Source organism: Actinomadura rugatobispora, assembly GCF_055379765.1.
Genome location: NZ_AP029191.1, coordinates 1,508,956 through 1,531,942, shown reverse-complemented (window position 1 = coordinate 1,531,942; position 22,987 = coordinate 1,508,956). Strand labels below are relative to the sequence as shown.

Below are 22,987 nucleotides of genomic sequence, written 5' to 3'. Positions count from 1 at the left end.
CCGCCCCGGAACCGGGAGGGAAGGGAGCGACCGGAGGACGCCAGGGGGCAGGCGGTCAGGCGCGCTTCTTGAAGGCGCGCAGCGACAGCGGGGCGAACACCAGGGAGATGGCCACCCCCCAGGCCAGCGCGATCAGGGCGTGCTCCATGACCGGCCCGCCGACCAGCAGGCCGCGCATCGCCTCGACCAGCTGCGTCACCGGGCTGTTGTCCATCACCCACGCCACCGGGCCCGGGATGCGGTCGGTGTTGGGGATGAACGCCGTGCTGAGGAAGCTCAGCGGGAAGATCACCACGAACCCGAAGATCTGCACCTTCTCCGGGTCGTCCACCTTCATCGCGATGTAGACCGACGTCCACGAGAACAGCACCGCGAAGCTGAGCAGCAGCAGGAACGCCATCAGCAGCGCTAGCGGGCCGGTCTCGATCCGGAACCCGATGATGAACCCCACGGTCAGCAGGATCAGCATCGACCAGGCCTGCTTGGTGGTGTCGGCGATGATCCGCCCCGCCAGCGGGGCGCTGCGGGCGATCGGCAGGCTCCGGAACCGGTCGAACACCCCCTTGGTGATGTCGGTGTTCAGCCCGAACCCCGTCGTCATCCCGGCGAACAGCGCGTTCTGCGCGATGATCCCCGGGATCACCACCGGCAGGTACGCCTCGACACTGCCCGCCATCGACGGCCCGAACACGTACGCGAACAGCAGCACGAACATGATCGGCTGGATGCTGAGGTCCAGCAGCTCCATCGGGTTGTGCTTGATCTGCACCAGGTTGCGCCAGGCCAGCGTGCCGATGTTGCGCACGGCCGTGGCCGGCGAGACCCGCCGTGACAGGCTCGGCACCGCCGGTGCCGCGACTCCCGAAACGCTCAAGCTCTGGCCTCTTCCTTCTGCTCGGCCTCGGCCAGCTCGCCGGCCTCGGTGTCGATGTCGTCGGTGTGGTGGCCGGTGAGGGCGAAGAAGACCTCGTCCAGGCTGGACTTGCGCATGGACAGCTCGCCCAGGACGACACCGGCGTCGTCGAGCCGGCGGACCAGCGCGGGCATGATCGCCGGATCGGTGATCGGGACCGACACCAGGCCGTCGCGGACCTCCGGGGCCGTCCCGGCCAGCTCGCCCGCGACCCGGGTGACCGTCACGTTGTCGGCCTCGTGCACCGGCCGCAGCTCCAGCACCTGGCCGCCCACCTGGGCCTTGAGCTCGTCGGAGGTGCCGTGCGCGATGACCTGGCCGCGGTCGATCACGATGATGTCGTCGGCCAGCTGGTCGGCCTCCTCCAGATACTGCGTGGTCAGCAGCACCGTGACGCCGTCGGCGGTCAGGCCGCGGACGATGTCCCACAGGCCGGTGCGGCTGCGCGGGTCGAGCCCGGTGGTGGGCTCGTCCAGGAAGAGGATCTGCGGCCGCCCCACCAGGCTGGCCGCCAGGTCGAGCCGGCGGCGCATGCCGCCGGAGTAGGTCTTGGCCGGCCGGGCGGCCGCCTCGACGAGGTCGAAGCGGTCCAGCAGCTCGCTCGCGCGGGCCTTGGACGCCGCGCGCGACAGGCCCAGCAGCCGGCCGATCATGACGAGGTTCTCGGTGCCGGTGAGCATCTCGTCCACCCCGGCGTACTGGCCGGTCAGTCCGATCAGCTGCCGTACCTGGTGGGCCTCCTTCACCACGTCGTGACCGCCGACCCGGGCGCTGCCCTCGGTCGGCTCGATCAGCGTGGCCAGGATGCGGGTGGTGGTGGTCTTGCCCGCGCCGTTGGGGCCGAGCACGCCCAGGACCGTTCCGGTGTCGGCGGTGAGCGAGACCCCGGCCAGCGCCTGGGTCTTGCCGAAGCGCTTCACCAGGCCGTCGGCCTGGATGGCATAGGTCATGTGATCTCCTGTTTCGGGACAGCCGGACCTTTCACGGCCTTGGCAGAGAGAGCCTGCCAACCTATGAGGAGTCCGGAGCGCTGCGCATCCAGTTTTTTCGCCCCCGCTGACAGATCGCTGACAGCGCGCTCTTGCCTGGGCCCAGGCTCGCACCCGGGTCTGACAAAACCCTGAAGCGGCGTCGACACCTGCTGGAACAGGGCGCCCCTCGAGGGCTATTCCGTCACCGGCGCGTCGCGCCCCGGCCGGTACCGGACCGACCGTGGCCTGGGTGGATCTAGACTCGTCACCGTGACGGCGGTGCGGCCCACCAACCCATCCGACGGCGGAGCACCGCACCCGCCGCGGTTGCGGCCGCCCGCCCACCGGGTCTCGCCGCGCGCCATCGCGCACTGGGCGATCGAGGCGTTGCTGGTGTGGGGCCTGGCGTTCGGCCTCGCCTGGGGCGTGGCCGCCTGGGTCGACTCCGCCGGCTGGGCGGACGGCACCGACTGGACGGGCGTCCCCCGCTGGCTCCTGGGCAACCTCGGCCGGCTGCCCGCGCTCACCGGCGCGGCCGGTCTGCTGATGGTGTTCGTCGCCCCGGTCTGGCGGTTCCGGGTGCATCGCTGGGAGGTGCGCGCCGATGTCGTCTACACCCGCACCGGGTGGTTCAGCCGCGAATGGCTGCTGGTGCCGGTGAGCCGGATCCAGACCGTCGACACCCGGCAGGGGTGGATCGAGCGTTTGCTGGGCCTGGCCACCCTGGAGGTCAACACCGCCTCGCACACCGGATCCTCGGAGGTGTCCGGGCTGCCGGCCGCGATGGCCGCCCGGCTCGCCGAGGACCTGGCCCACCGTGCGCACGACCTGCGCGACGACGCCACGTGAACGTCGAGGCCGCCGCGCCGCCGCCGCCCGGCGCCGCCGCCGGCACCGCGCGGCTGCACCCCCTGACCTTCGTCGTCGGCGCCGCCCGCGAACTGATCGCCCTGCTGGCGGCGGGCGCCGCCGGGCTGGCCGTGGGCGGCCTGTCCACGGCGTTCTACTTCACCCTCATCGGGCTCGGCTTCGGGCTCCTGCTCCACCTGGTCACCTGGGCCACGTTCACCTACACGCTGTACGACGACCGCATCGAGCTGCGCCGGTCGCTGGTCGGCCGTTCGGTCAAGACGATCCCGCGGCAGCGGATCCGCGGCGTCGACATCAGCGCCGCCCTCCCGCACCGGCTGCTGCGGCTGGCGATCGTGCACATCGACGCGGGCGCGGACGGCGGCGAGGGCGAGCTGAACGCCGTGTCCCGGCAGGAGGCCGAGCGGCTGCGCGCGCTGCTGCTCGGCCGGGCCGGCGCCGCGCCCGAACCGCGCCGGGAACTGGCCCGGATGCCGCGGCGCTGGTTCGTGTTCGCCCCGCTGAGCGGCGCGTACCTGCTCACCCCGTTCGCGCTCGCGGGCAGCCTCCTGGGCACCCTCTACAACCTGAGCGACGACTTCGGGCTGATCACTCCCGAGCGGCTGGCCGGCCTCGGGCACGACCTGGTCGGCCTGCCCACCGTCGTGGTCATCGCGGCGGCGGTGCTGACCCTGCTGGCCATGCCCGCGATGTCGGTGCTCGCCTTCGCCGCGATGAACTGGCACTTCACGGTGTACGCGCGGGACGGGTCGATCGTGGCCGAACGGGGTCTGGTCACCCGCCGCAGCGTCTCGCTGGAGCGCCGCCGCATCCGCGGCGTGGAGCTCACCGACAACCCGTTCGAGCGGTTCGCCGGTGTCGTGCGGCTGGACGCCCTGGTCACGGGGCTGGGCGACGCGGTCCAGCGGGGGCGGCTGTTCCCCGCGGCGCCGCGTCCGATCGCCGAGGGCCTCGCGTCCCGCGTGCTCGGGCCGCCGCCGGGGCCGCTGCTGCCGCATCCGCGGGCCGCGCGCGGGCGCCGCGTCGTGCGGGCGGTCGCGCCCCCGCTCGGCGTGGGCGCGCTGGCGCTGCTGGCCGGTCAGCCCTGGGTGGTGTACGGGTGCCTGGCCGCCGCGGTGCTGGCCGTACCGCTGGGCATCGACCGCTACCGGCAGCTCGGCCACGCCACCGACGGGGTGCGGCTGACGCTGCGGTCGGGGTCGCTGCGCCGCCGCCAGGTCGTCGTGGACCACGACGCGGTCATCGGCTGGCGGCTCCGCCAGAGCCCGTTCCAGCGCCGCCTGGGCCTGGCCACCCTGGACGCCGCCGTGGGCGCGGGGGAGGGCGGCTACCCGGCCCTGGACATGGCCGAAGGGGACGCGATCGCCTTCGCCGCGCAGGTCACCCCGCACTGGGTGGAGCCGCTGTCGTTGCTGGGGGACGACCCGCCGAGCCCCCGGAGCTCCTGACGGACCGGAGGGCGGGGGTGCGGGAGCCTTCGCGCGTCAGTCGGGGCGGCGCGCCCCGAACATGATCTCGTCCCAGGACGGGACGGAGGCGCGCTTGCCCTTGGACTTGCGGCGGTTGCGGGCGGGGCGCTGCGGTGCCGCCGGGGACTCGCCGGCGGCCGCCGCCGCGGCAGCGGCGGCGGGCGGGCCGACCGGCTTGTCGGCCGGGGCGGCGGGCATCGCCGGGCGTGCCGGGGACTTCTTCTTGGCCGGGGGACGGCCCGGCTCGCGGTGCGCGGGCCGCTGCGGCTTGGGCGGCGGCTGCGGCTTCTCCCGGGCGGCGGGCTTCTCCGGCGCGGCCGGGGGCGGCTCTTCGGCGACCGGTTCCTCGACCTCGGGCTCCTCGGCGACAGGTTCGTCGACCTCGGGCTCCTCGGCGGCCGGTTCGTCGGCGGGCTCGGGTTCCTGAGCCGCCTGCTCCTCCGCGGCGGCGGGCTCCGGCTCGGGCTCCGGCTCGTCGACCGTCTCGGCCGTCTCGGCCGCCTGGCTCTCCTCGTCCTCGGACACGGGCTCCTCGGCGGGCTCCGGCTCCGGGGCGGGCTCTTCCTGGACGGCCTCGGGCTCGTCCGCCACTTCGGGCTCGGGCTCGGGCTCATGCTCCTCGGCGGTCGGCTCCTCGGGCTCGGCGGCGGCGATGTCGTCGTCCTGCGCCTCGGGCTCGGCGGGCGGCGCCTCCGGCGCGGCCTCCGCGACGGGCGCGGGCTCGGGGGCGGGGGCGGCCTCCGCGACCTCGGGCTCGGCGGGCTCGAAGGCGGTGGAACGCTCCTCCGGCTCCTGGGGCGCCCTCTGGAGCGGCCGGGCGGCCGGACGCGACGCGACCGGCGGCTCGGAGGGCCGCGCGGGGCGCCGCTCGGGCGCCGGCTCGGCGATGCGGGGCCGGTTCACGCGCGGGGGCTCGGCGGCGCGCAGCGGCTCGGGACGGAGCTCGGGACGGACCGGGGCGGCGAAGTCGCGGCTGTCGGAGACGACCTTCATCGCCGGGCGGCGCGGCACCAGCGGGGTGACGGTGTCGGTCTCGCCGAGCGCCTCGTCGTCGTCCCACTCCACGGCGGTGAGCCGGGCGGCGACCTCGTCCAGCGGGGAGACGTGCCGGCGGCGCGGGTCGAAGACCCACTCGGCGGCGTGCGGGCGGCCGTTGTCGAAGAACGACAGCCGGATCCGCCAGGTGCTGTCCTCGCACTTCCAGGAGTCCCACTCGACCTCTTCGAGGTCGACGCCGCCGCGGCCGAGCCGCTCCTCGACGGTCTCGCCGAGCGGCGGGCCGGGCGTGGACTCGCCCGGGCGGCGCACCGCCACCCGCTGCGCCTGCTGGGCCATGTACTCGCGTTCCTGCAGGACCGGGCCCTCGAACCAGCGGACGCGTTCGACCGGGATGCCGGCCGACTCGGCGATCTCCTCCGCGGTCTCGCCGGACCGGATGCGAGCCTGGATCTCCTTGGGGCGCAAGGGACTCTCCACTTCGATCTCGAACTGGCCGAGGCGGGAGAAGTGCCCACGGACCGCTGCGCGCAGCCGATCGTCGACGGGCAGGGTGAACCGGGTGCCTCGGCCCGCGGTGGCCAGGACGAGGTACGTACCGTCCTCGCTGACCGCGACGAGGCGCAGCTCCTGCATGCGTGTCCTTCCTGCCCTTCCTGACGGCACGGAGGGTGCCGGACCGGCCGCGCGGTGCCGTGCCCGTCATGCCACGGGCGCGGCCCGGCGGTTCGGCCCGGTGCCCGCCGAGGGCGCATGCGTGCCCTTCCCCCGGGTTCCCGAGTCTCTCTTTCGGACACACCTGCTGCCAGCACCGTACCCGGCATGTCCGAACATCGCCGCTCTCGAAGCCCTCCTCACAAGGCCGAAGAGGGCGCTGACCAAGCTTGCCGGGGCCGGAGTGCGGAGGTGGTCGCCCTTCCCGTTTCTTGTGGATCCTTTTCCACACTGTGCCCGACGCGACGACCAGGCTCCAGTCCTTTGGGGTTGCCATCATCACGTGCCTGGCCGGAACACGACCGGGATGTCGCGAGTTCCCGTCTTGGAGTTGTTGTGGTCGACCGAAACGGGGGATTGAGTCGATGCGGCGGGCGGTGCCGGACCTGAGCACGACGCAACTGGCGGCCGGGGGGCTGGCCACCCTGGCGGCGGCGGTGGGCGCGTCGTTCCTCGGCGTGTACGGGACGATCATCGGCGCCGCGTTCATGAGCGTGGCGTCGACCGCCGGCGCCGCGGTGTGCAAGCACTTCCTCGACCAGGGGAGGACGCGGCTCAAGGAGCGGGCGCACCCGCACGGCGCCGGGGACGCCGCCGGGGCGCGGGCGGCGGCGGACCGGGCGACCAGCGCCGATCCGACGCGCACGGTGGTCTGGCCCGGCGGATACGACGGGGGCTTCGGCGGGGGCTTCGACGGGGACGGGGACCCGGGCGCGACCCGGTTCGATCTTCCGCCGGACGTGACCCGCGCCGACCGGTCGCCCGCCGAGACCGTCGCCGACGACTTGGCCGCGGCCGCGGCCGGCGGCGCAGGGGGCGGCGCAGGACGGGACGCGGCGTGGCGGGACGCCTTCCGCAGCACCCTGGACTGGGCCCGGCGGCGGTGGGCCGTGCTCGCCGTCTCCTCGGTCGCCGTCTTCGCCGTCGTCATGGCGGGCATCACGGTGATCGAGAAGATCACCGACAGGCCCGCGTCCGGATGGGTCGGGGCCAACGACGGCCGGGGCACGACCTGGGGCAACCTCGGGAACGGCGGCGGCGGGAGCGGCGAGACGCCCGCCGAGACGCCGTCGCCCGAGGGCACGCGGGAGACCTCGCGGCCCAGTGACGGGCCGTCCTCCGGCCCCGACGCGCCGGAGAGCCCGGCCCCGGGGCCGTCGCGGGAGCCCACGTCCGGGCCGACCGGTGACCCGGGGCCCGGGGCGCCGTCCCAGGAGCCCACGTCCGGGCCGACCGCGCCGCCGACCCCGCAGCCGACCCAGCCGACCGGCCCCGGCGGCGGGGAGCAGGACGGCGGCGGTTCCGGCTCCACACCCGACCCGCAGGCCGCGCCCGGCGCCGGATGAGCCCCTCCCGGGCCCGCGCGCTCGATCAGGCGCCGAAGACCTGGCGGATGTAGGGGTTGGCGAAGCGGCGGTCGGGGTCGAGTTCGTCCCGCAGCGCCTGGAAGTCGCCGAACCGGGGGTAGACCTTCTCCAGGTACGCGGCGTCGCGCGTGTGGAGCTTGCCCCAGTGCGGGCGCCCTCCGGCGGCGGTCATGATCTCCTCGACCCCCCGGAAGTACTCCTCGTGGGGTTCGCGGTGGTAGACGTGCACGGCGATGAACGCGGTGCGCCGCCCGTGGGCCATCGACAGCCAGGCGTCCTCTTCCGGAAGGAGGCGGACCTCGATGGGGAAGCTGATCCGCCAGTCCCGCCCGTCGATGAGCGCGCGCAGGTCGCGCAGCGCGGGCACGAGGTGCTCGCGCGGGATCGCGTACTCCTGTTCCTTGAAGCGCACCGTGCGCGGGCTGGTGAAGACCTTGTAGGAGATGTCGCTGTAGGTGCGCGCGCCCAGCGCCTTGGCGGAGATGCCGTTGACGAAGGGGGTCGTGGCGGGGGCCCGGTGGGTGACCCGGTTGACGAGTCCGAACACCGTGTTGGACAGGAACCGGTCGTCCACCCAGTACTTGAGCTTGGACAGCGGCTCCGGCGGGCCCTCGACGCGGTTGTTGCGCTTGGTCAGGCACCCTTCGGTGTGGGGGAACCAGTAGAACTCGAAGTGCTCGTTGGCGTCGTCGAACTCGTCCAGGCGCGCGAGCACCTCGTCCCAGCGCATCGGTTCCTCGCGCGCACGCAGCACGAACGCGGGGACGGTCCGCCAGGTGATCGCGGTGATGACGCCCAGCGCGCCCAGCCCGGCGCGGGCCGCGTCGAACAGGTCGGGGCGCTCCTCCCGCGAGCACGTCACCACGCTGCCGTCGGCGAGCACCATCTCCAGCGCGGCGGCCTGGGAGACCAGGCCGGCGGCCTCCCGGCCGGTGCCGTGCGTGGCGGTCTGTAGCGCGCCCGCGACGGTCTGCTCCTGGATGTCCCCCATGTTGGCCAGGGCCAGGCCGTGCTCGGCCAGGACCTTGTTGAACGCGTGCAGCGGGAGGCCGGCCTCGACCGTGACGAGGCCGCTGCCGGTGTCGACGGCGCGGACCGCCGTGAGGCCGCCCGGCCGCAGCAGGACGTCCTCCGCCACGGCGGCGCCGGTGAAGGAGTGGCCGGTGCCGACCATCCGGACCGTCTGGCCCGCGGCCGCGGCGGCGCGCACCGCGGCGGCGACCTCGGCCGTGGTCCGCGGGCTCGTCGCGCGCCGCGGGGTGGCGCGCTGGTTGCCTGCCCAGTTGCGCCAGGAATGTGTGCTGCCGGGGGACATGTGAGGACTCTACTCGGAGCCCCTATTGCGAGGAAAGTTCATGTTTTGTCGGGCGTTTCCGGCGGTTCCGGCGGGCGGCGGCGGGCGAGCGCCCGCGCCCCGGCCAGGCCCAGCGCCACCGCGGCCAGCGCCGCCGCCAGCGGCACCAGGAACGCCGCCTGGGCCCCGTACGCGTCGACCACCCGCCCGGCCGCCGACGCCCCGGCCGCCACCCCGATCCCGACCGACGTGGACACCAGCGCCAGCCCCTCGGTGAGCTGGTGCCCCGGCACGAGCCGCTCCACCAGCCCGTACCCCGGGATGATCGTCGGCGAGATCGCCAGCCCGGAGAAGAAGACCACCGCCATCATCAGCCGCAGATCGCCGACCAGCGTGGGCGGCACCATCGCGACCGCCAGCAGCGCCAGCCCGATCCGGAAGCGCCGCTCCAGCGGGGTGCGCCAGTGCCGCGCCCCGTACCAGAGCGCCGCCGTGCCGCTGCCCAGCGCGTAGCAGCCCAGCAGCACCCCGGCCAGCGGCTTGTGCCCCTGCTCGTCGGCGAACGCGACCGCGCTCACGTCGATCGCGCCGAAGACCGTTCCCACCAGCAGGAACACCGGTGTGATCACGCGGATCGCCGGGTTGGCCAGCACCCCGCCGCGGCTCCCGGGCGCGCGGGGGCGCGGCGCGGGCTCGGTCCCGCGCTGCGCCGCCAGCGCCAGGCAGCCCGACAGCGTGAACGCGGCGGCGGCGCCCAGGCCGGCCGCCGGATGCACCCCGGTGGCCAGCGCCGTCACGATCAGCGGCCCGGCGACGAAGATCGTCTCGTCCACCACCGACTCGAACGAGAACGCCGTGTGCAGCCGCGCCGGGCGCTCCCGCAGCGCGTGCGACCACCGCGCCCGCACCCAGGCGCCCAGCGACACCTGGGTCAGCCCGGCCAGCGCCGCCGCCGGGAAGAGCGTCCACACCGGCAGGTCCAGCCGCGCGCACAGGATGAGCGTGGCCACGCTCACCGCGTTGGCCAGCACCACCGGGACCAGCACGCGGTGCTGCCCGTACCGGTCGGCGAAGCGCGCGCTCAGCGGGGACCCCACCGCGTACGCCAGGGACAGGGTGGCGGCCACCGCCCCGGCGATACCGTACGATCCGGTGACCGCGGACACCAGCAGCACGACGCCGATCCCGACCATCGACATGGACATGCGGCCGACGAAGCCCGCAGCCACGAAGAGCCGAGCTCCGGGGACGCCCAGCAGTTCCCGGTAAGGGCCGCTCACCGCGCCTCCCTCCGCCCCGGGAAGCCGCTGTCCACCCCTGGCCCGCCGCTCGACTTCCACTCCAAGATCACGTTACCTGGGCGAAACAATTGCAAAGACCTGTAACCCCGCCATAGCGACTCTCGTTGGGAATGGATGTGGCTTCTCCTTCACCACCGCCCGCCCCCGCGGACGCCGACGCAGAGAACGAGGCCCGGAAGGCGGGGCAGGACGGAACCGCCGGCACCCGGCCGCGGCGGCCCCGCCCGCCCCGGCGACCGGCGCGCCCCGCACGACCGGCGCCGGCCGCCCGGCCGGGACGCCGCACGGGGCCGCGCCGCGCCGTGTTCACGATCGCGCTGCTGATCGCCGGGAGCCTCGGCGGGGGCGCCTACGCCGCCGTCCAGGCCCAGGACGACCGGGACCGCCGCACCGCCGCCCCGCGCGACCGCGACCGGCCCTCCGGCGGCCCCGCCGGGCCGGGCGGCCCGGTGACCAACGTCGCCGACGGCGCCCGGGTCGCCCCGCTGCGCCGGGTCGTGCCGCCGGACGTCCTCGCGGTCGGCGGCGGCCCCATCTCCGCGGCCCAGGTCCAGCGAATCGCCAAGCTCGGCCGGGTCCGGGACGTGATCGCCGTGGCGGGCGGGGCCGTCCAGCTCCAGGGCCGCTCGGTGAACGCCTTCGCGGTCGACCCGTCCACGTTCCGCTCCTGGACGCCGCCGCGCACCGCCAAGGCCGAGGACCTGTGGACGGCGCTGGCCGCCGACCAGTTCGTGGTCTCCGCCACCGCCGCCGAGCAGCTGCGGCTCAGCAAGGGCTTCCCGTACGCGGTGGTGGGCCGCACGATGCCGACCATCATGATGGGCGGCTCGGGGGCGCTGGGCCTGCCGGGCATCGACATGCTCGTCCACCAGAAGACCGGGCGGTCGATGGGCCTGGTCCCCAACATCGCCGTCCTGGTCAACGCGCCGGGCGTCCCGCCCGCCACCACCGTGCGGGCGGTCGGCCGGATCCTCGGACCGGCCGCCAACGTCGTGAACCTGCACGAGCAGCGCTTCCAGTCGCCCGCCAACGGCAGCTACCTCGACCTCTACAAGAGCGCCGCCAAGACGTGCCCCGGCCTGTCCTGGACGGTCCTCGCCGCCATCGGCCAGGTCGAGAGCGACCACGGGCGCAACCCTGGCCGCTCCAGCGCCGGGGCCCTGGGCCCCATGCAGTTCATGCCCGCGACCTGGAAGGCCTACGGCGTGGACGGCGACGGCGACGGCAAGGCCGACATCATGAACCCCTACGACGCCATCCCCGGAGCGGCCCGCTACCTGTGCGCGAACGGGGCTGGCAGGGGAGGCAAGCAGCTCTACCGGGCCGTCTGGCACTACAACCACGCCGACTGGTACGTCCAGAAGGTCCTCGCCCTGGCCAAGGCCTACTCCGACCAGTACCGCTAGAGGCGAGGGAGGCGGGCGCCGGGTGGCGTGATCCTGGCCACCGCGGGCCTTACCCGTGGAGGGGCACGGCGTCCCGGCTGGTTGGATGGAGGCATGAGTGAAGCGGGCACGTACGACGCGTTGCTCCTGGTGTCCTTCGGTGGGCCGGAGGGGCCCGACGACGTGATCCCGTTCCTGGAGAACGTCACCCGGGGACGCGGCATCCCGCGCGAGCGCCTCGAGAAGGTGGGGGAGCACTACCACCTGTTCGGCGGCGTCAGCCCGATCAACCGGCAGTGCCGGGAGCTCAAGGCGGCCATCGAGGCCGACTTCGCCGCGCACGGGCTCGACCTGCCGGTGTACTGGGGCAACCGCAACTGGGATCCGTACCTGGCCGACACCGTGCGGCGGATGACGGCCGACGGCGTCCGGCGCGCGGCGGCGTTCGTGACCTCCGCCTACAGCGGCTACTCGTGCAGCGACCAGTACGTCGAGGACATCGAACGGGCGCGTGCCGAGGTGCCGGGCGCGCCGGAGATCGACAAGCTGCCGGTGTACTGCCTGCGGCCCGGGTTCGCCGACCCGTTCGTGGACGCCGCGCGCCGCGCCCTGGACGAGCTTCCCGAGGACGGCGCCCGCCGCCTGGTCTTCACCGCGCACAGCGTCCCGCTGGCCCAGCCCGGCCGTCCCGACTACGTCGCGGAGCTGGAACGCGTCGCGGAGACCGTCGCCGAGCGCGCCGCGCCCGGCGTCCCGTGGTCGCTGGTCTACCAGAGCCGCAGCGGACCGCCCTCCCAGCCCTGGCTGGAGCCCGACGTGGTCGACCACCTGGACAAGCTGCACGGGGACGGCGTGACGGCGGTCGCGGTGGTGCCGATCGGCTTCGTCTCTGACCACATGGAGGTCAAGTACGACCTCGACGTCGAGGCCGCGAGGCGCGCCGGGGAACTGGGGATGGCCTTCGCCCGCGCCGCGACGCCCCACACCGACCCGCGCTTCGCCGCGCTGCCCCGCGAACTCCTGCTGGAGCACCGCGCCGCCGGCGGCTGACCGGGCGCCGACAGACCGACCGATCGCTTTCAGAACGCCGCGAGCTTGGGGGACCTTGAGATGAGCCTGCCCGACGACCTGCTGGAGCTGGCGGTGGCCACCGCGCGGGAGGCCGGCCGGATGCTGGTCGACAAGCGCCCCGCCGAGGGGCCCGACGTGGTGCAGACCAAGAGCAGCCCCACCGACGTGGTCACCCAGATGGACCAGGCCGCCGAACGCCTGATCATCGAGCGGATCCGCGCGGTCCGTCCCGACGACGGCTTCCTCGGCGAGGAGGGCGGCACCCGGGCCGGGGCCAGCGCGGTCCGGTGGGTGATCGACCCGATCGACGGCACCGTCAACTACCTCTACGACCTGCCCGACTGGGCGGTCAGCATCGCCGCCGAGGTCGACGGCGTCACCGTGGCCGGGGCCGTGGACATGCCCCGGCGCGGCGAGACCTACACCGCGGTGCGGGGCGGCGGTGCCCTGCTGCACACCGCGTCGGGCACCCGCGAGCTGCGCTGCAACGCCGGCGTGCCGCTGGAGCGGGCGCTGGTCGCCACCGGGTTCGGGTACGCCGCCGAGCGCCGCGCCCACCAGGCGCGGGTGCTGACCGGGGTGCTGCCGAACGTCCGCGACATCCGCCGCGGCGGCTCCTGCTGCGTGGACCTGTGCTCGCTGGCCGCGGGACGGGTCGACGCCTACTACGAGCGCGGCGTGCAGGCCTGGGACATCGCGGCGGGCGCGCTGGTCGTGCAGGAGGCGGGCGGGCGGATCGAGGGCCTGGACGGCGCTCCCGCCGGGCCGGAGCTGACCGTCGCGGGCGGGCCGGGCACGTTCGAGGCCCTGCACGCCCTTCTGAAGCCGCTGGAGCCCACCCGCGGCTGAGGGGCCGGGGAGAGGGCCCCGCGCGTCTCAGCGGGCTCTACGGCGTCTTCTGGGATTCTCAGGGATCCGGAGGGTCTTCGCGTTTCCCGGGGATCCGGAGGAGGCTCCCCGGGAGGGGGATCGTCGGGGCGGCCGCGCCGGGCGCTGCGTCCGTCGTGACCGCCCCGTGGATCTGGCGTCCTTGTTCAGTCGCAGCGGGGTGGTTCGACGCCGATATCGTGATTCGCTGCGATCCGGCGCAGTTCCTTGATCTCCTCCTGGCGGATGTCGGCCAGGTAGATGTCGCCGTCGGCGTGGGCGTGGCGCAACGACTCGTACGCGTCGTCGAGTCGCTGCTGGATCGTGCGTGACAGTTCGCCCATGGGCCTCCCTCCGGATCAGGCCCTCCCTACCCAGACCTACGCTGAAGATAAACCTGTTTCTGTCACGTGGCTTTACGGTGATTTTCCGGTGGATTCGCGGTGAGTCGCGAGACCCTCCTGAGCAGGGTCCTTGACGGGAACGTGAACGGCGGCCGCCCCCGGGCGCGACCGCCGGCGACCGGCGGTGGCGGCTTTAGGACGGGGCTTACGGGCGTCTTACGGGCGCCGTGGCATACCTGATCGTGGACGGCTCCGCGCCCCGGGGGGCCGCCGTCCCGGACACCGGACCGATGAGGGGGGCACAGTGCGTGTTCTAGTCGTCGAGGACGAGCGGGTGCTCGCCGACGCGATCGCCACCGGCCTGCGCCGCGAGGCGCTGGCCGTGGACGTCGCCTACGACGGCGCCGGGGCGCTGGAGAGGGCGGGCGTCAACGAGTACGACGTGATCGTCCTCGACCGCGACCTGCCCCGGGTGCACGGCGACGACGTCTGCAAGCAGCTGGTGACGCAGCGCTACCCGGCGCGGATCATCATGCTGACGGCGGCGGGCGAGCTGGACGACAAGGTCGAGGGCCTGTCCATCGGGGCCGACGACTACCTCGCCAAGCCGTTCGCGTTCGCCGAGCTGATCGCCCGGGTGCGCGCGCTGGGCCGGCGCGCCGCGGCGCCGCTGCCGCCGGTGCTGGAGCGGGCGGGGATCACCTTCGACCCGGCCCGCCGGGAGGTGGCCCGCGACGGCCGCGCGATCGAGCTGACCCGCAAGGAGTTCGCGGTGCTGGAGGTGCTGCTGAGCGCGGACGGCGCGGTGGTCAGCTCCGAGCAGCTGCTGGAGAAGGCATGGGACGAGCACATCGACCCGTTCACGAACGTGGTCCGGGTCACGATGATGACGCTGCGCAAGAAGCTGGGCGACCCGCCGGTGATCGAGACGGTGCCGGGCGTGGGGTACCGCCTGTGAGCTCCGATCAGGCCGCCGGCCCCGCCGCCGGGACGGCCGCCGCGCAGGACCCGGCCCAGCCCGCCGAGGGCCCCGCGGCGCGGCGGAACACCGGCCCGGGCGACACCGGCCCCGCCACCACCCCGGGGAACACCGGCCCGGCCGGGGGCGCGGGGGGCGCCGTGCCGCCGCTCGCCGGGGCCACGTCGCTCACGGGGGCGGCGACGAGGCCCGTGCCGGGAGGCCTTGCGCGGGGCAGGGGCGGCGGCCCGCGCGGCGGCGGCCCCGGGATCCGCGCCGACCTGCGCGGCCTGCCCGGCCGGGTCAGCGTGCGGCTGCGGCTCACCGTCCTGTACGGCCTGCTGTTCTTCATGGCCGGGGCACTGCTGCTCTTCGTGACGTACCTGCTGGTGGGGCAGATCCTCGACCAGGTCTTCCCGGAGGGCTACATCATCGTCACCCCGTCCGGCCCGCTCGATCCCGAGGTCCTCAAGGAGCTCACGATGCGGCAGCTGGTCGGGCGGTCGCTGGTGGCGCTGGCCGGGGTCGGGATCATCGCGCTGGTCCTCGGCTACTTCGTCGCCGACCGCGCGCTCAGCCCGCTGCAGCGGGTGACGACCACCGCCCGCCGCCTGTCGGAGAGCACCCTGCACGAGCGGATCGCGCTGGAGGGCCCCGACGACGAGATCAAGGAGCTGGCCGACACCTTCGACGCGATGCTGGAGCGGCTCGGCCAGGCCTTCGACTCCCAGCGCCGCTTCGTCGCCAACGCCTCGCACGAGCTGCGCACCCCGCTGGCGATCAACCGGACGCTGCTGGAGGTGGCGCTGGGCGCCCCGGAGGTCTCCGACGACCTGCGCACGGTCGGCCGCACGCTGCTGGCCACCAACGCCCGCCACGAGCGGCTGATCGAGGGCCTGCTGCTGCTGGCGCGCAGCGAGCGCGAGCTGACCAACCGCACCCCGGTCGACCTGGCCGAGGTCGCCGTCGCCGTGCTGGAGAACTCCGCGCGCCGGGCGGGCGAGCGCGAGCACGAGATCACCGTGCACCAGGAGCTGACCGCGGGCACCACGCTGGGCGACCCGGTGCTGCTGGAGCATCTGGTGTCCAACCTGGTCGACAACGCGGTCAAGCACAACGCCGACGGCGGCGAGGTGTGGGTGCGCACCGGGGTCCTGGAGGGGCTGGCCGCCGTCCAGGTGGAGAACACCGGCCCGGTGGTGCCCGCCTACGAGGTGGAGCGGCTGTTCGAGCCGTTCCGCAGGCTCAACTCCGACCGGGTCGAGTCGGCCAAGGGCGCCGGGCTGGGGCTGTCGATCGTGCGGTCGGTGGTGCTGGCGCACCGCGGGTCCGTGCACGCGGCCCCGCGCCACGGCGGCGGCCTCATCGTGACCGTGCTGCTGCCGCTGGGCCCGCCCCCCGCCGCGGCCTCCTGACGCCTCCCGGGGACGTTTCAGCGCCTTCCATGCCGTCCTCCGGCCCACCGTGCCGCACTGGGCGCCGCCGCGGTCACTTGTACGCGGCGGTGGCCAGCGTGGGGTCTCCGTCGTAGTCCATGCCCAGGCCCACCAGCTTGTCGCTGCGCAGCGCGGCGTTCCCGGTGAAGACGACCGGGATCAGGGCCATCTGGTCGAGGGCGATCCGTTCGGCCTCGCGCAGCCGGCTCGTGCGGGCGGCCTCGTCGGGCATCCCGAGGACCTCGTTCATGATCCGGTCGAACTCGGCGTTGCGCCAGCCCGAGAAATTGGTCTTGCCGTTGTCGGCGGTGGCGGCCTGGTCGCCCGCCAGCAGCGGCCGCATCAGGTTGTGCGCCGAGGGGTAGTCGGCCCGCCAGGCGAAGGTGGCCAGCCCCGAGGCGTCCTTGGAGGTGATCTCCCTGGCGTAGCCGCGGAGGTCGAGCTCGCCGGCCGGCTTCAGCTGCACCGACCAGCCGAGCGTGCGGTTGAGCTGGGCCACCACCATCTCGCCCCAGCGCTTGTGGGTGGCGGTGTTCCGCACGTACAGCGGCACGGTGGTCCCCGGGCCCAGCTTGGCCTCCTGGGCGAGCGCCCTGGCGCGAGCCGGGTCGTGCCTGTCGCACGACGCGCAGGTGCCGGGCTTGCCGAAACCCGCGATGGTGGGCGGGACGATCCCGTTCGCTGCCGGGTACGCGCCGCCGTACAGGCCGCTGCTCAGCGCCGCGCGGTCGAGGGCGTACGACACCGCGAGCCTGGCCTTGTCGGAGGCCATCGGCCCGCGCGCCGTGAGCGGCACCAGGTAGTTGAGGCCCGTCGTGGTCCTGGAGACCATGGACCGGTCGCCGCGGGACGCGCCCAGGTTCGCGGAGTCGAGCGGCGCCCACTGGTACAGCTGCCCCTGGAAACCGGTCCGCCCCTTGATGAGGGCGTCGGAGGACAGGTCGATCACGACCCGGTCGAGCTTGGCCTTGCCGAACGCCCACACGTCGTTGCGGACCAGCGTCACGGTGCGGTCCTTGACGTAGGACTCCACCCTGAACGGCCCGTTGCCGACGGGCTGGTCGTTGTAGGCGCCGTTGTCGGGCGCCCCCGCGCTCTCCGGGACCGGGAAGAGGAGGGGGTCGCCCAGCCGCCGCCCGAACTCGCAGTCGGAGCCGTCGAGGTCGACCTGGAAGCCCGACCCGTACGCCCGCAGCCCGGACATCGTGGAGCTCTTGCGGGACGCGACGTCCTGGAACCCCCTGACCCCGCCGATCAGCAGCGAGGCCAGCCCGTTCTCGGCCTGCGCGGCACGGGTCCAGCCGCGTACGAACGACTCGGGCGTCACCGGCGTCCCGTCGGTGAACTTCGTGCCGGTGCGCACCTCGATCTTCCAGCTCCTGCAGGTGGAGTCGGGCGTGATCGAGGTGGCCAGCCGGTTGCGGACCGTGCCGTCGGGGGCGGTTTCGACCAGCCCGGTGTAGAGCTGCTTGGCCACGATCCGTTCGGTGCCGTACCCGGCGTTGGACGGCGACAGGCCGGTGCTGTCGCTCGAGACGGAGTCCAGGGACATCCTGAGCTGCCCGCCCGTCCTGCCTCCGGGCGTGTCGCGCTCGGGAGCGCCGTCGTCGTCGCCGAGGAGCTGGACGGCGATGACGCTGCCGGCCACGATCAGCGCGACGAGCGCGGCGCTGCCCGCCCCGGCCAGGACGCCGATGCCCCGCTTCTTGCGGCCGCCGGTTTCGTTGGGCCATGTGCCCGGCAGGCCCCACTGCTGCTGGTACGGCCCTGGCGTCGCGGGCGTCCAGGCGTTCGGCTGGGGCTGCGGGAATGGCGCCGGCGCGGGTGGGGGCGGGGACGGCGGGACCGGAGGGGGCGCGCCCGGCACGGAGGCGAGCCGGATGCCGGTGTCGGTCGAGACGACCTCGGCCCCGTGGTTGATGATCGCGGCGGGCTCGGTCTCCGGTGCCCGCGGCCCCGTCCCGCCGCCGGCGCCGCCCGCCTGAGGAAGGCTGCCGGCCAGGTTCAGCAGGTGGATGAGCACCTGCTGCGAGGACGGCCGGTGCGCCGCCTGCTTGTTCAGGCACGCCTGGACGAGCCCGCGCAGCGGCTCGCCCAGCGACCCCAGGTCGGGCGGGAAGTTGAGGATGCGGTGCATGACCGCGGGGATCGAGTCCTGGCCGAACGCGGGCCGCCCGTTCGCCGCGTAGATCATCGTGGCGCCCCAGGCGAAGATGTCCGCCTGCGGCCCGACCGGGCCGCCGGTGATCTGCTCGGGGGCCATGTACGCGGGCGTGCCCACGGCGGTGCTGGACAGCGTGCCGGTGGCGTCCAGCGCACGGGCGATGCCGAAGTCGATGACGCGCGGGCCGTCGGGGGCCAGCAGCACGTTGTGCGGCTTGAAGTCGCGGTGCACCACGCCCGCCTGGTGGATCGCGGCCAGCGCCGTCATGGTGCCGATGGCCAGCCGGTCCAGGTCGGCGCCGGAGCGCGGCCCCTCGTCGGCCAGCACCCGCGACAGCGGCGGCCCGTCGATGTACTCGCTGACGATGTAGGGGCGGTCGCCCTCCACGTCGGAGTCCAGGATGCGGGCGGTGCAGAAGGCCGCGACGCGCTGCGCCACCCGCAGTTCGGCGGCGAAGCGCGCCCGCGCCCGCGCGTCCCCGCTGAGCCGCGCGTGCAGCAGCTTGATCGCCACCCGCCCGCCGGACGGCGTGTCGTCTTCGGGCGGAAGGTCGTCGTCTCCGGGGGGCGGGGACTCCTCGCCGAGGAAGACCGAGCCCTGGCCGCCCTCCCCGAGCAGGCCGATCAGCCGGTACGGCCCCAGCCGATCGGGATCACCCGCGCGCAGCGGGGTGATCTCGGGCATCGTTCTCCTCAAAACCTGGCGGCGACCCGGTGCCTCACGGCACCGGGTCGCCGCCCTGGATCAGTTCTCGATCATCCGGTCTCGATCACGGTCCCGTAGGCCGCGGCCGAGCCGGAGCCCTGGGTCTGCCGCCACTCCCAGCGCATGGTGGTGCCGGTGAAGTTGCTGAAGGTGACGTAGCCGGCCGCGCACTCGGACGGGTCCTGACCGGCCGACGGGGTCTCCCGGTACTCGGCCCGCCCGGCCTGCTCGCTGCCCGACAGCAGGCTCAGGCTCGTCCGGCAGGTCTTGCCGTCGCTGTAGGTGTAGGTGCCGTTGGCGGCGCTGTTGAACATGCCGAAGCGGACCTGGAAGCTCGTACGGCCCGTCCCGGCGCCGGGCTGGAACCCGGTGCCCCTGTAGATGCCGCTGACGCCGCGGTCGGAGGCGCTCGACCCGCTGGTCGGGCGGTCGGACGGCGGCGTGTAGACCGGCGTCGGCACGGACGGGAGGGTGTAGGGCGGGTCGTCGTCATCGCCGCCGCTCGCCAGCGCGACGACCACGATCACCACGATCACCAGGACCGCCAGCACGGCGCACCCGATGCCCGCGATGACCGGGCCGTTGGACGAGGACCGCTGCTGCGGCGGCGGCCCCGGGTAGGGCGGCCGCGGACCGGGCGGCATGCCGCCCTGCTGCATCGGCATCGGCATCGGCGGCGGTGGCGTCGCCCCCTGCTGGTACATCGGCATCGGGGGCGGCGTGATCGGCTGCGGCGGCGGGGTGTTGGGGCCCGGGCCCTGGTGCATCGGCATCGGGGGCGGCGTGATGGGCTGCGGCGGCGGGGCGTGCTGCGGCGCGGGCGGCACCCGCGGCGGCGCCGGCATCTGCGCGGCGATCCGGGTGCCCTGGTTGAGCAGGTCCTCCTGGCCGGCCGAGGGGTTGGACGGGGCCGCCCCGACGGAGCCGAGCAGGTGCAGCAGCAGTTGCGCGGCCGGCGGGCGCAGGCCCGCGTCCTTGGACAGGCAGCGGCCGATCATGTCGCGCAGCGGCCCGGGGGGCAGCGCGGACAGGTCCGGCTCCTCGTTGAGGATCCGGTTGATGATCACCGGCAGGGTGTCGGCCTCGAACGGCGACTGCCCGGTGCCGGCGAACACCATCGTGGCGCCCCAGGCGAAGATGTCGACCGCGGGCGTCAGCGGCGCCCCGGTCAGCTGCTCGGGTGCCAGGTAGCCGGGGGTGCCCACGACCATGCCGGTCGCGGTGACCGCGCTCTCCTGCGAGTTGACCGTGCGGGCGATGCCGAAGTCGACCACCCGCGGCCCGTCGGAGGCCAGCATGACGTTGTTGGGCTTGAAGTCGCGGTGGACGATCCCGGCCTCGTGGATGGCGGCCAGGGCGGTGACCGTGCCGATCGCCAGCCGCTCCAGCTCGGCGGCCCCGCGCGGGCCGTTGTGGGCGACCACGTCGTGCAGCGACGGGCCGTCGATGAACTCGCTGACGACGTAGGGCTGGTCGCCGTGCAGGTCGGCCTCGTACACCCGGGCGGTGCAGAACGGCTCGACCTTCTGCGCCGCGTTCACCTCACGGGTGAACCGGGCGCGCGCGGCCGGGTCGCTCGCCATCTGGGCGTGCAGCAGTTTGACGGCGACGTACTGGCCGCCCGGCGCCTTGCCGAGGAAGACCGCGCCCTGCCCGCCCGCGCCGAGCCGCCCGACGACCTCGTACTGACCCAGTGCCCGGGGATCGCCTGGCTCCAGCGGAGCGGCATCCGGCATTCTGATCCTCCCGTGACCCGCAGTGATGTCCCGCGATGATTCGGTATTGGTTACTAGCTGGTAATGATCCGGTGTTGTCGCCGTCCCCCGACGGTCGCCGGTCTCCGCCGGTTCCGCCCGCCCGCGGGGCCGCCTCCTCACGCCTCAGGCGGGCACGATATCGCGTAACTTCAGACGTTTCACCGCGGCGTCCGGTTCGCCTCCGCCCGGATCGGTTCCGCTCGATGGCCACCCGCGGCCGGGTCGGCGCGCACGAGGCCGCCGGGACCGGTATGATCCCCGCCGCCGCGGGATGCCCGGGTGGGCGTCTCGGCCCTGATCAACGTCGTGACGGCCGTCCGCTTCTGTGACATGCGCCACACCGGCGAGAGAGGGTCCAGGTGATCGGTGTCACCACAGGGACCCGTCGCGCCTCGTGTGTCGCACGCCACCGCCCGTGACAGAATTTCCCGCCCGGATCGGGCACAAGAACGGCCCCCCGTGCGTTAGATCCGCGCGACGGGGCGCATAAAGCACTGAGGGGGATGGAGATAGAAGATGGCGACCGACTACGACAGCCCGCGTAAGACGGACGACGACCTCAGCGAGGACAGCCTCCAGGAGCTCCAGGCCCGGCGGGCCGACAAGGCCGCGAGCATCATCGACGAGGACCTGGACGCCGGCGAGGTGGCCGAGCTGCCGGGCGCCGACCTGTCGAACGAGGAGCTGACCTTCCGGGTCGTCCCGCGCCAGGCCGACGAGTTCACCTGCACCCGCTGCTTCCTGGTGCACCACCGCAGCCAGCTGGCCACGGAGAAGAACGGCCAGCCGGTCTGCCGCGAATGCGCCGCCTGAGAGGCGCCGCAGGTGACGGGAGAACTCGAACGCCACGAGGACGACCGAGGCGCGGACAACGAGCACGAAGGGCACGGTGACCTCCTGCCGGAGAGCGCCGACGGCTCCGCCGAGATCGGCGAGCTGATCGGGCGCCTCTCCGGCGGGGAGGACATGGACCGCGAGACCCGCGGCCGCCTGCTGGGGCGGCTGGCCCGGCTGCTGGGCCAGTCCGCCCGCAGGGCGGGGGCCGTGGGCATCGCGCGGGGGCGCTGGCTGGCCGATCTGATGGTCGCGGCGGCGCCGCACATCCCCGTCCGGGACGTGCAGACCCTCAGCGCGCACCACCGCGGGCTGACCGGCGAGGAGCTGGCCGACAGCGTGGTGCGGGTGGCGACCAACACCACCACCGCCGTGGGCGCGGCCGCCGGCACGCTGGCGGCCGCGCAGTTCGCCGCCCCGCCGCTGCTGCTGACCACCCCCGCCCAGCTGGCGGCCGAGACCCTGGTGGTCGCGGCCATCGAGGTCAAGATGATCGCCGAGCTGCACGAGGTGTACGGGGTGCGCGTCGACGGCTCGGGCGCCACGCGGGGCGCCGCGTTCGTCACCTCCTGGGCCCGTCAGCGCGGCATCAACCCGCTGGAGGCGGGCTCGTTCACCAGCGCGCTGGGCTCGGCGGCCAAGTCGGCCCTGCGCAAGCGGCTGCTGACCGCGTTCGGCAAGAACATGACCATGCTCGGGCCGTTCCTGACCGGGGGCCGCCGCCGGCGCCGTGCTGAACCGCACCGCCACCAAGGGCCTCGCCGCGGCCGTCCGCAAGGACCTGGCCGCCGACCTGCTGACCCCGGCGCCGCTGGCCAGGCCGCATCCCTTGCCCGGGCCGCCGCATCCGAAGCCGGCCCTGGAGTCCGGCAAGCCGCGCAAGTTCCGACGTAAACGCCCGTAACGGCCGCGACACCGGTCGACGCTCAGGCCGCGGGCGCGTTCATCCCCTGCCCGCCCGCGCCATGGTCACCCGGCCGTCCGGTCCCGGCCCCGGTCCCCGTCCAGCCTTCGCAGACCCCGGCCCGCTCTCCCCGTCCGGCCCCTGACGCCCGTCCCCTTGGCGCCCGTCCTTTGGGGCTCCGCCGTCGAGGGGGCATCGTGGCCGGTCCCTTCGCGTGTACGGGACCGACCACGACCGGGAAGGGAAGGGGTGCCTCAGACCTCGGTCTTGAGGTGCGAGGGCAGTTCCCCGGTCCCCTTCGCCCACTGCTTCGCCGCCGCCCGGGTGGCCAGCAACCGGGCCAGCTCCATGCCGATGCCCATCACCACGACCCAGCCGATCGCCTCTTTCAGCTCGACCTCGGGCGACTCGGGATTGGTCGGCGGCTCCTTGCCGGTGCTCTTCTTCCAGGCGAATGCGATCGCCTTCTTGGCGACGAAACCGCCCGCGAAGGCCGCGGCACCGGCCATCACCCGCCAGCCCAGGTCGCCTCTGTCCGCCATGATCGTCCTTCCGTCGTCCGCGTCCGACCGACGCTACCGGAATGGCGTGCCCCGGAAGACCTTCGCCATGCCTGCCGCCCCGGCGCCAATCGGGCCGCGTCCCGTCCGGATGTCAATACCATTGA

Annotated in this window: 19 protein-coding genes; 10 read left to right on the top strand and 9 right to left on the bottom strand. The window is 74.1% G+C overall.

The window, feature by feature from the left end; translation table 11 throughout:
• Positions 1 to 55: 55 nt before the first annotated feature.
• A complete protein-coding gene (locus tag ACZ466_RS06270; RefSeq protein ID WP_378285772.1) occupies positions 56 to 874 on the bottom strand; it encodes an ABC transporter permease in 819 nt (272 codons plus the stop codon).
• Entirely contained in the window at positions 871 to 1,863 is a 993-nt protein-coding gene (locus tag ACZ466_RS06265) for an ATP-binding cassette domain-containing protein (RefSeq protein ID WP_378285773.1), read from the bottom strand. Before ACZ466_RS06265 ends, ACZ466_RS06270 begins: the two co-directional genes overlap by 4 nt.
• Positions 1,864 to 2,154: 291 nt before the next feature.
• Between ACZ466_RS06265 and ACZ466_RS06260 the strand changes: the two genes are divergently transcribed.
• The gene (locus tag ACZ466_RS06260; protein WP_378285774.1) at positions 2,155 to 2,733 is read left to right on the top strand and encodes a PH domain-containing protein; all 579 of its coding nucleotides are present in this window, start codon (positions 2,155 to 2,157) and stop codon (positions 2,731 to 2,733) included.
• Positions 2,730 to 4,202, top strand: coding sequence for a PH domain-containing protein (locus ACZ466_RS06255; protein ID WP_378285775.1), 1,473 nt, complete (start codon positions 2,730 to 2,732; stop codon positions 4,200 to 4,202). Before ACZ466_RS06260 ends, ACZ466_RS06255 begins: the two co-directional genes overlap by 4 nt.
• Positions 4,203 to 4,238: 36 nt before the next feature.
• On the opposite strand, the gene sepH is transcribed toward ACZ466_RS06255, so the two are convergent.
• The gene (gene sepH, locus ACZ466_RS06250) at positions 4,239 to 5,855 is read right to left on the bottom strand and encodes a septation protein SepH (protein WP_378285776.1); all 1,617 of its coding nucleotides are present in this window, start codon (positions 5,853 to 5,855) and stop codon (positions 4,239 to 4,241) included.
• A gap of 443 nt (positions 5,856 to 6,298) precedes the next feature.
• Between sepH and ACZ466_RS06245 the strand changes: the two genes are divergently transcribed.
• Positions 6,299 to 7,279 (top strand): hypothetical protein, encoded by a 981-nt coding sequence (locus ACZ466_RS06245; RefSeq protein ID WP_378285777.1) that lies wholly within the window; start codon positions 6,299 to 6,301, stop codon positions 7,277 to 7,279.
• 25 nt (positions 7,280 to 7,304) lie between these two features.
• On the opposite strand, the gene ACZ466_RS06240 is transcribed toward ACZ466_RS06245, so the two are convergent.
• Positions 7,305 to 8,615, bottom strand: coding sequence for a D-arabinono-1,4-lactone oxidase (locus ACZ466_RS06240; RefSeq protein ID WP_378285778.1), 1,311 nt, complete (start codon positions 8,613 to 8,615; stop codon positions 7,305 to 7,307).
• 38 nt (positions 8,616 to 8,653) lie between these two features.
• Entirely contained in the window at positions 8,654 to 9,874 is a 1,221-nt protein-coding gene (locus ACZ466_RS06235; RefSeq protein WP_378285779.1) for an MFS transporter, read from the bottom strand.
• Between the two features lie 323 nt (positions 9,875 to 10,197).
• On the opposite strand from ACZ466_RS06235, the gene ACZ466_RS06230 reads away from it, so the two are divergent.
• The 3 genes from ACZ466_RS06230 to ACZ466_RS06220 all read left to right on the top strand — a co-directional run bounded on the left by ACZ466_RS06230 (position 10,198) and on the right by ACZ466_RS06220 (position 13,200).
• The gene (locus ACZ466_RS06230; protein WP_464042989.1) at positions 10,198 to 11,301 is read left to right on the top strand and encodes a lytic transglycosylase domain-containing protein; all 1,104 of its coding nucleotides are present in this window, start codon (positions 10,198 to 10,200) and stop codon (positions 11,299 to 11,301) included.
• A 93-nt stretch (positions 11,302 to 11,394) separates the two neighbouring features.
• Positions 11,395 to 12,330 carry a ferrochelatase gene (locus ACZ466_RS06225; protein WP_378284294.1) on the top strand — a complete coding sequence of 312 codons (936 nt, stop codon included), beginning with the start codon at positions 11,395 to 11,397 and terminating at the stop codon, positions 12,328 to 12,330.
• Positions 12,331 to 12,390: 60 nt separating this feature from the next.
• Positions 12,391 to 13,200 carry an inositol monophosphatase family protein gene (locus ACZ466_RS06220; protein WP_378284292.1) on the top strand — a complete coding sequence of 270 codons (810 nt, stop codon included), beginning with the start codon at positions 12,391 to 12,393 and terminating at the stop codon, positions 13,198 to 13,200.
• 185 nt (positions 13,201 to 13,385) lie between these two features.
• On the opposite strand, the gene ACZ466_RS06215 is transcribed toward ACZ466_RS06220, so the two are convergent.
• Entirely contained in the window at positions 13,386 to 13,562 is a 177-nt protein-coding gene (locus ACZ466_RS06215) for a hypothetical protein (protein WP_378284291.1), read from the bottom strand.
• A 304-nt stretch (positions 13,563 to 13,866) separates the two neighbouring features.
• Between ACZ466_RS06215 and ACZ466_RS06210 the strand changes: the two genes are divergently transcribed.
• Both ACZ466_RS06210 and ACZ466_RS06205 read left to right on the top strand, forming a co-directional pair.
• Complete coding sequence (locus ACZ466_RS06210; protein ID WP_378284290.1) at positions 13,867 to 14,520, top strand: response regulator transcription factor; 654 nt, start codon at positions 13,867 to 13,869, stop codon at positions 14,518 to 14,520.
• Positions 14,517 to 15,935: a sensor histidine kinase gene (locus ACZ466_RS06205; protein ID WP_378284289.1), complete on the top strand. Its 1,419-nt coding sequence runs from the start codon at positions 14,517 to 14,519 to the stop codon at positions 15,933 to 15,935. The genes ACZ466_RS06210 and ACZ466_RS06205 overlap by 4 nt, the downstream gene beginning before the upstream one ends.
• Before the next feature lie 73 nt (positions 15,936 to 16,008).
• Here the strand turns inward: ACZ466_RS06205 and ACZ466_RS06200 are convergent, their stop codons facing one another.
• Together ACZ466_RS06200 and ACZ466_RS06195 are read right to left on the bottom strand one after the other, a co-directional pair.
• Complete coding sequence (locus ACZ466_RS06200; protein ID WP_464042985.1) at positions 16,009 to 18,804, bottom strand: ABC transporter substrate-binding protein; 2,796 nt, start codon at positions 18,802 to 18,804, stop codon at positions 16,009 to 16,011.
• Positions 18,805 to 18,875: 71 nt separating this feature from the next.
• Positions 18,876 to 20,561 (bottom strand): serine/threonine-protein kinase, encoded by a 1,686-nt coding sequence (locus ACZ466_RS06195; RefSeq protein ID WP_378284288.1) that lies wholly within the window; start codon positions 20,559 to 20,561, stop codon positions 18,876 to 18,878.
• Positions 20,562 to 21,098: 537 nt separating this feature from the next.
• Between ACZ466_RS06195 and ACZ466_RS06190 the strand changes: the two genes are divergently transcribed.
• Both ACZ466_RS06190 and ACZ466_RS06185 read left to right on the top strand, forming a co-directional pair.
• Positions 21,099 to 21,395: a DUF4193 domain-containing protein gene (locus ACZ466_RS06190; protein ID WP_117404125.1), complete on the top strand. Its 297-nt coding sequence runs from the start codon at positions 21,099 to 21,101 to the stop codon at positions 21,393 to 21,395.
• A gap of 12 nt (positions 21,396 to 21,407) precedes the next feature.
• A complete protein-coding gene (locus tag ACZ466_RS06185) occupies positions 21,408 to 22,310 on the top strand; it encodes a hypothetical protein (RefSeq protein WP_464042982.1) in 903 nt (300 codons plus the stop codon).
• A gap of 264 nt (positions 22,311 to 22,574) precedes the next feature.
• Here ACZ466_RS06185 and ACZ466_RS06180 read toward each other — a convergent pair whose 3' ends face one another.
• Positions 22,575 to 22,862 carry a DUF4235 domain-containing protein gene (locus ACZ466_RS06180; RefSeq protein ID WP_378284285.1) on the bottom strand — a complete coding sequence of 96 codons (288 nt, stop codon included), beginning with the start codon at positions 22,860 to 22,862 and terminating at the stop codon, positions 22,575 to 22,577.
• Positions 22,863 to 22,987: the final 125 nt, after the last annotated feature.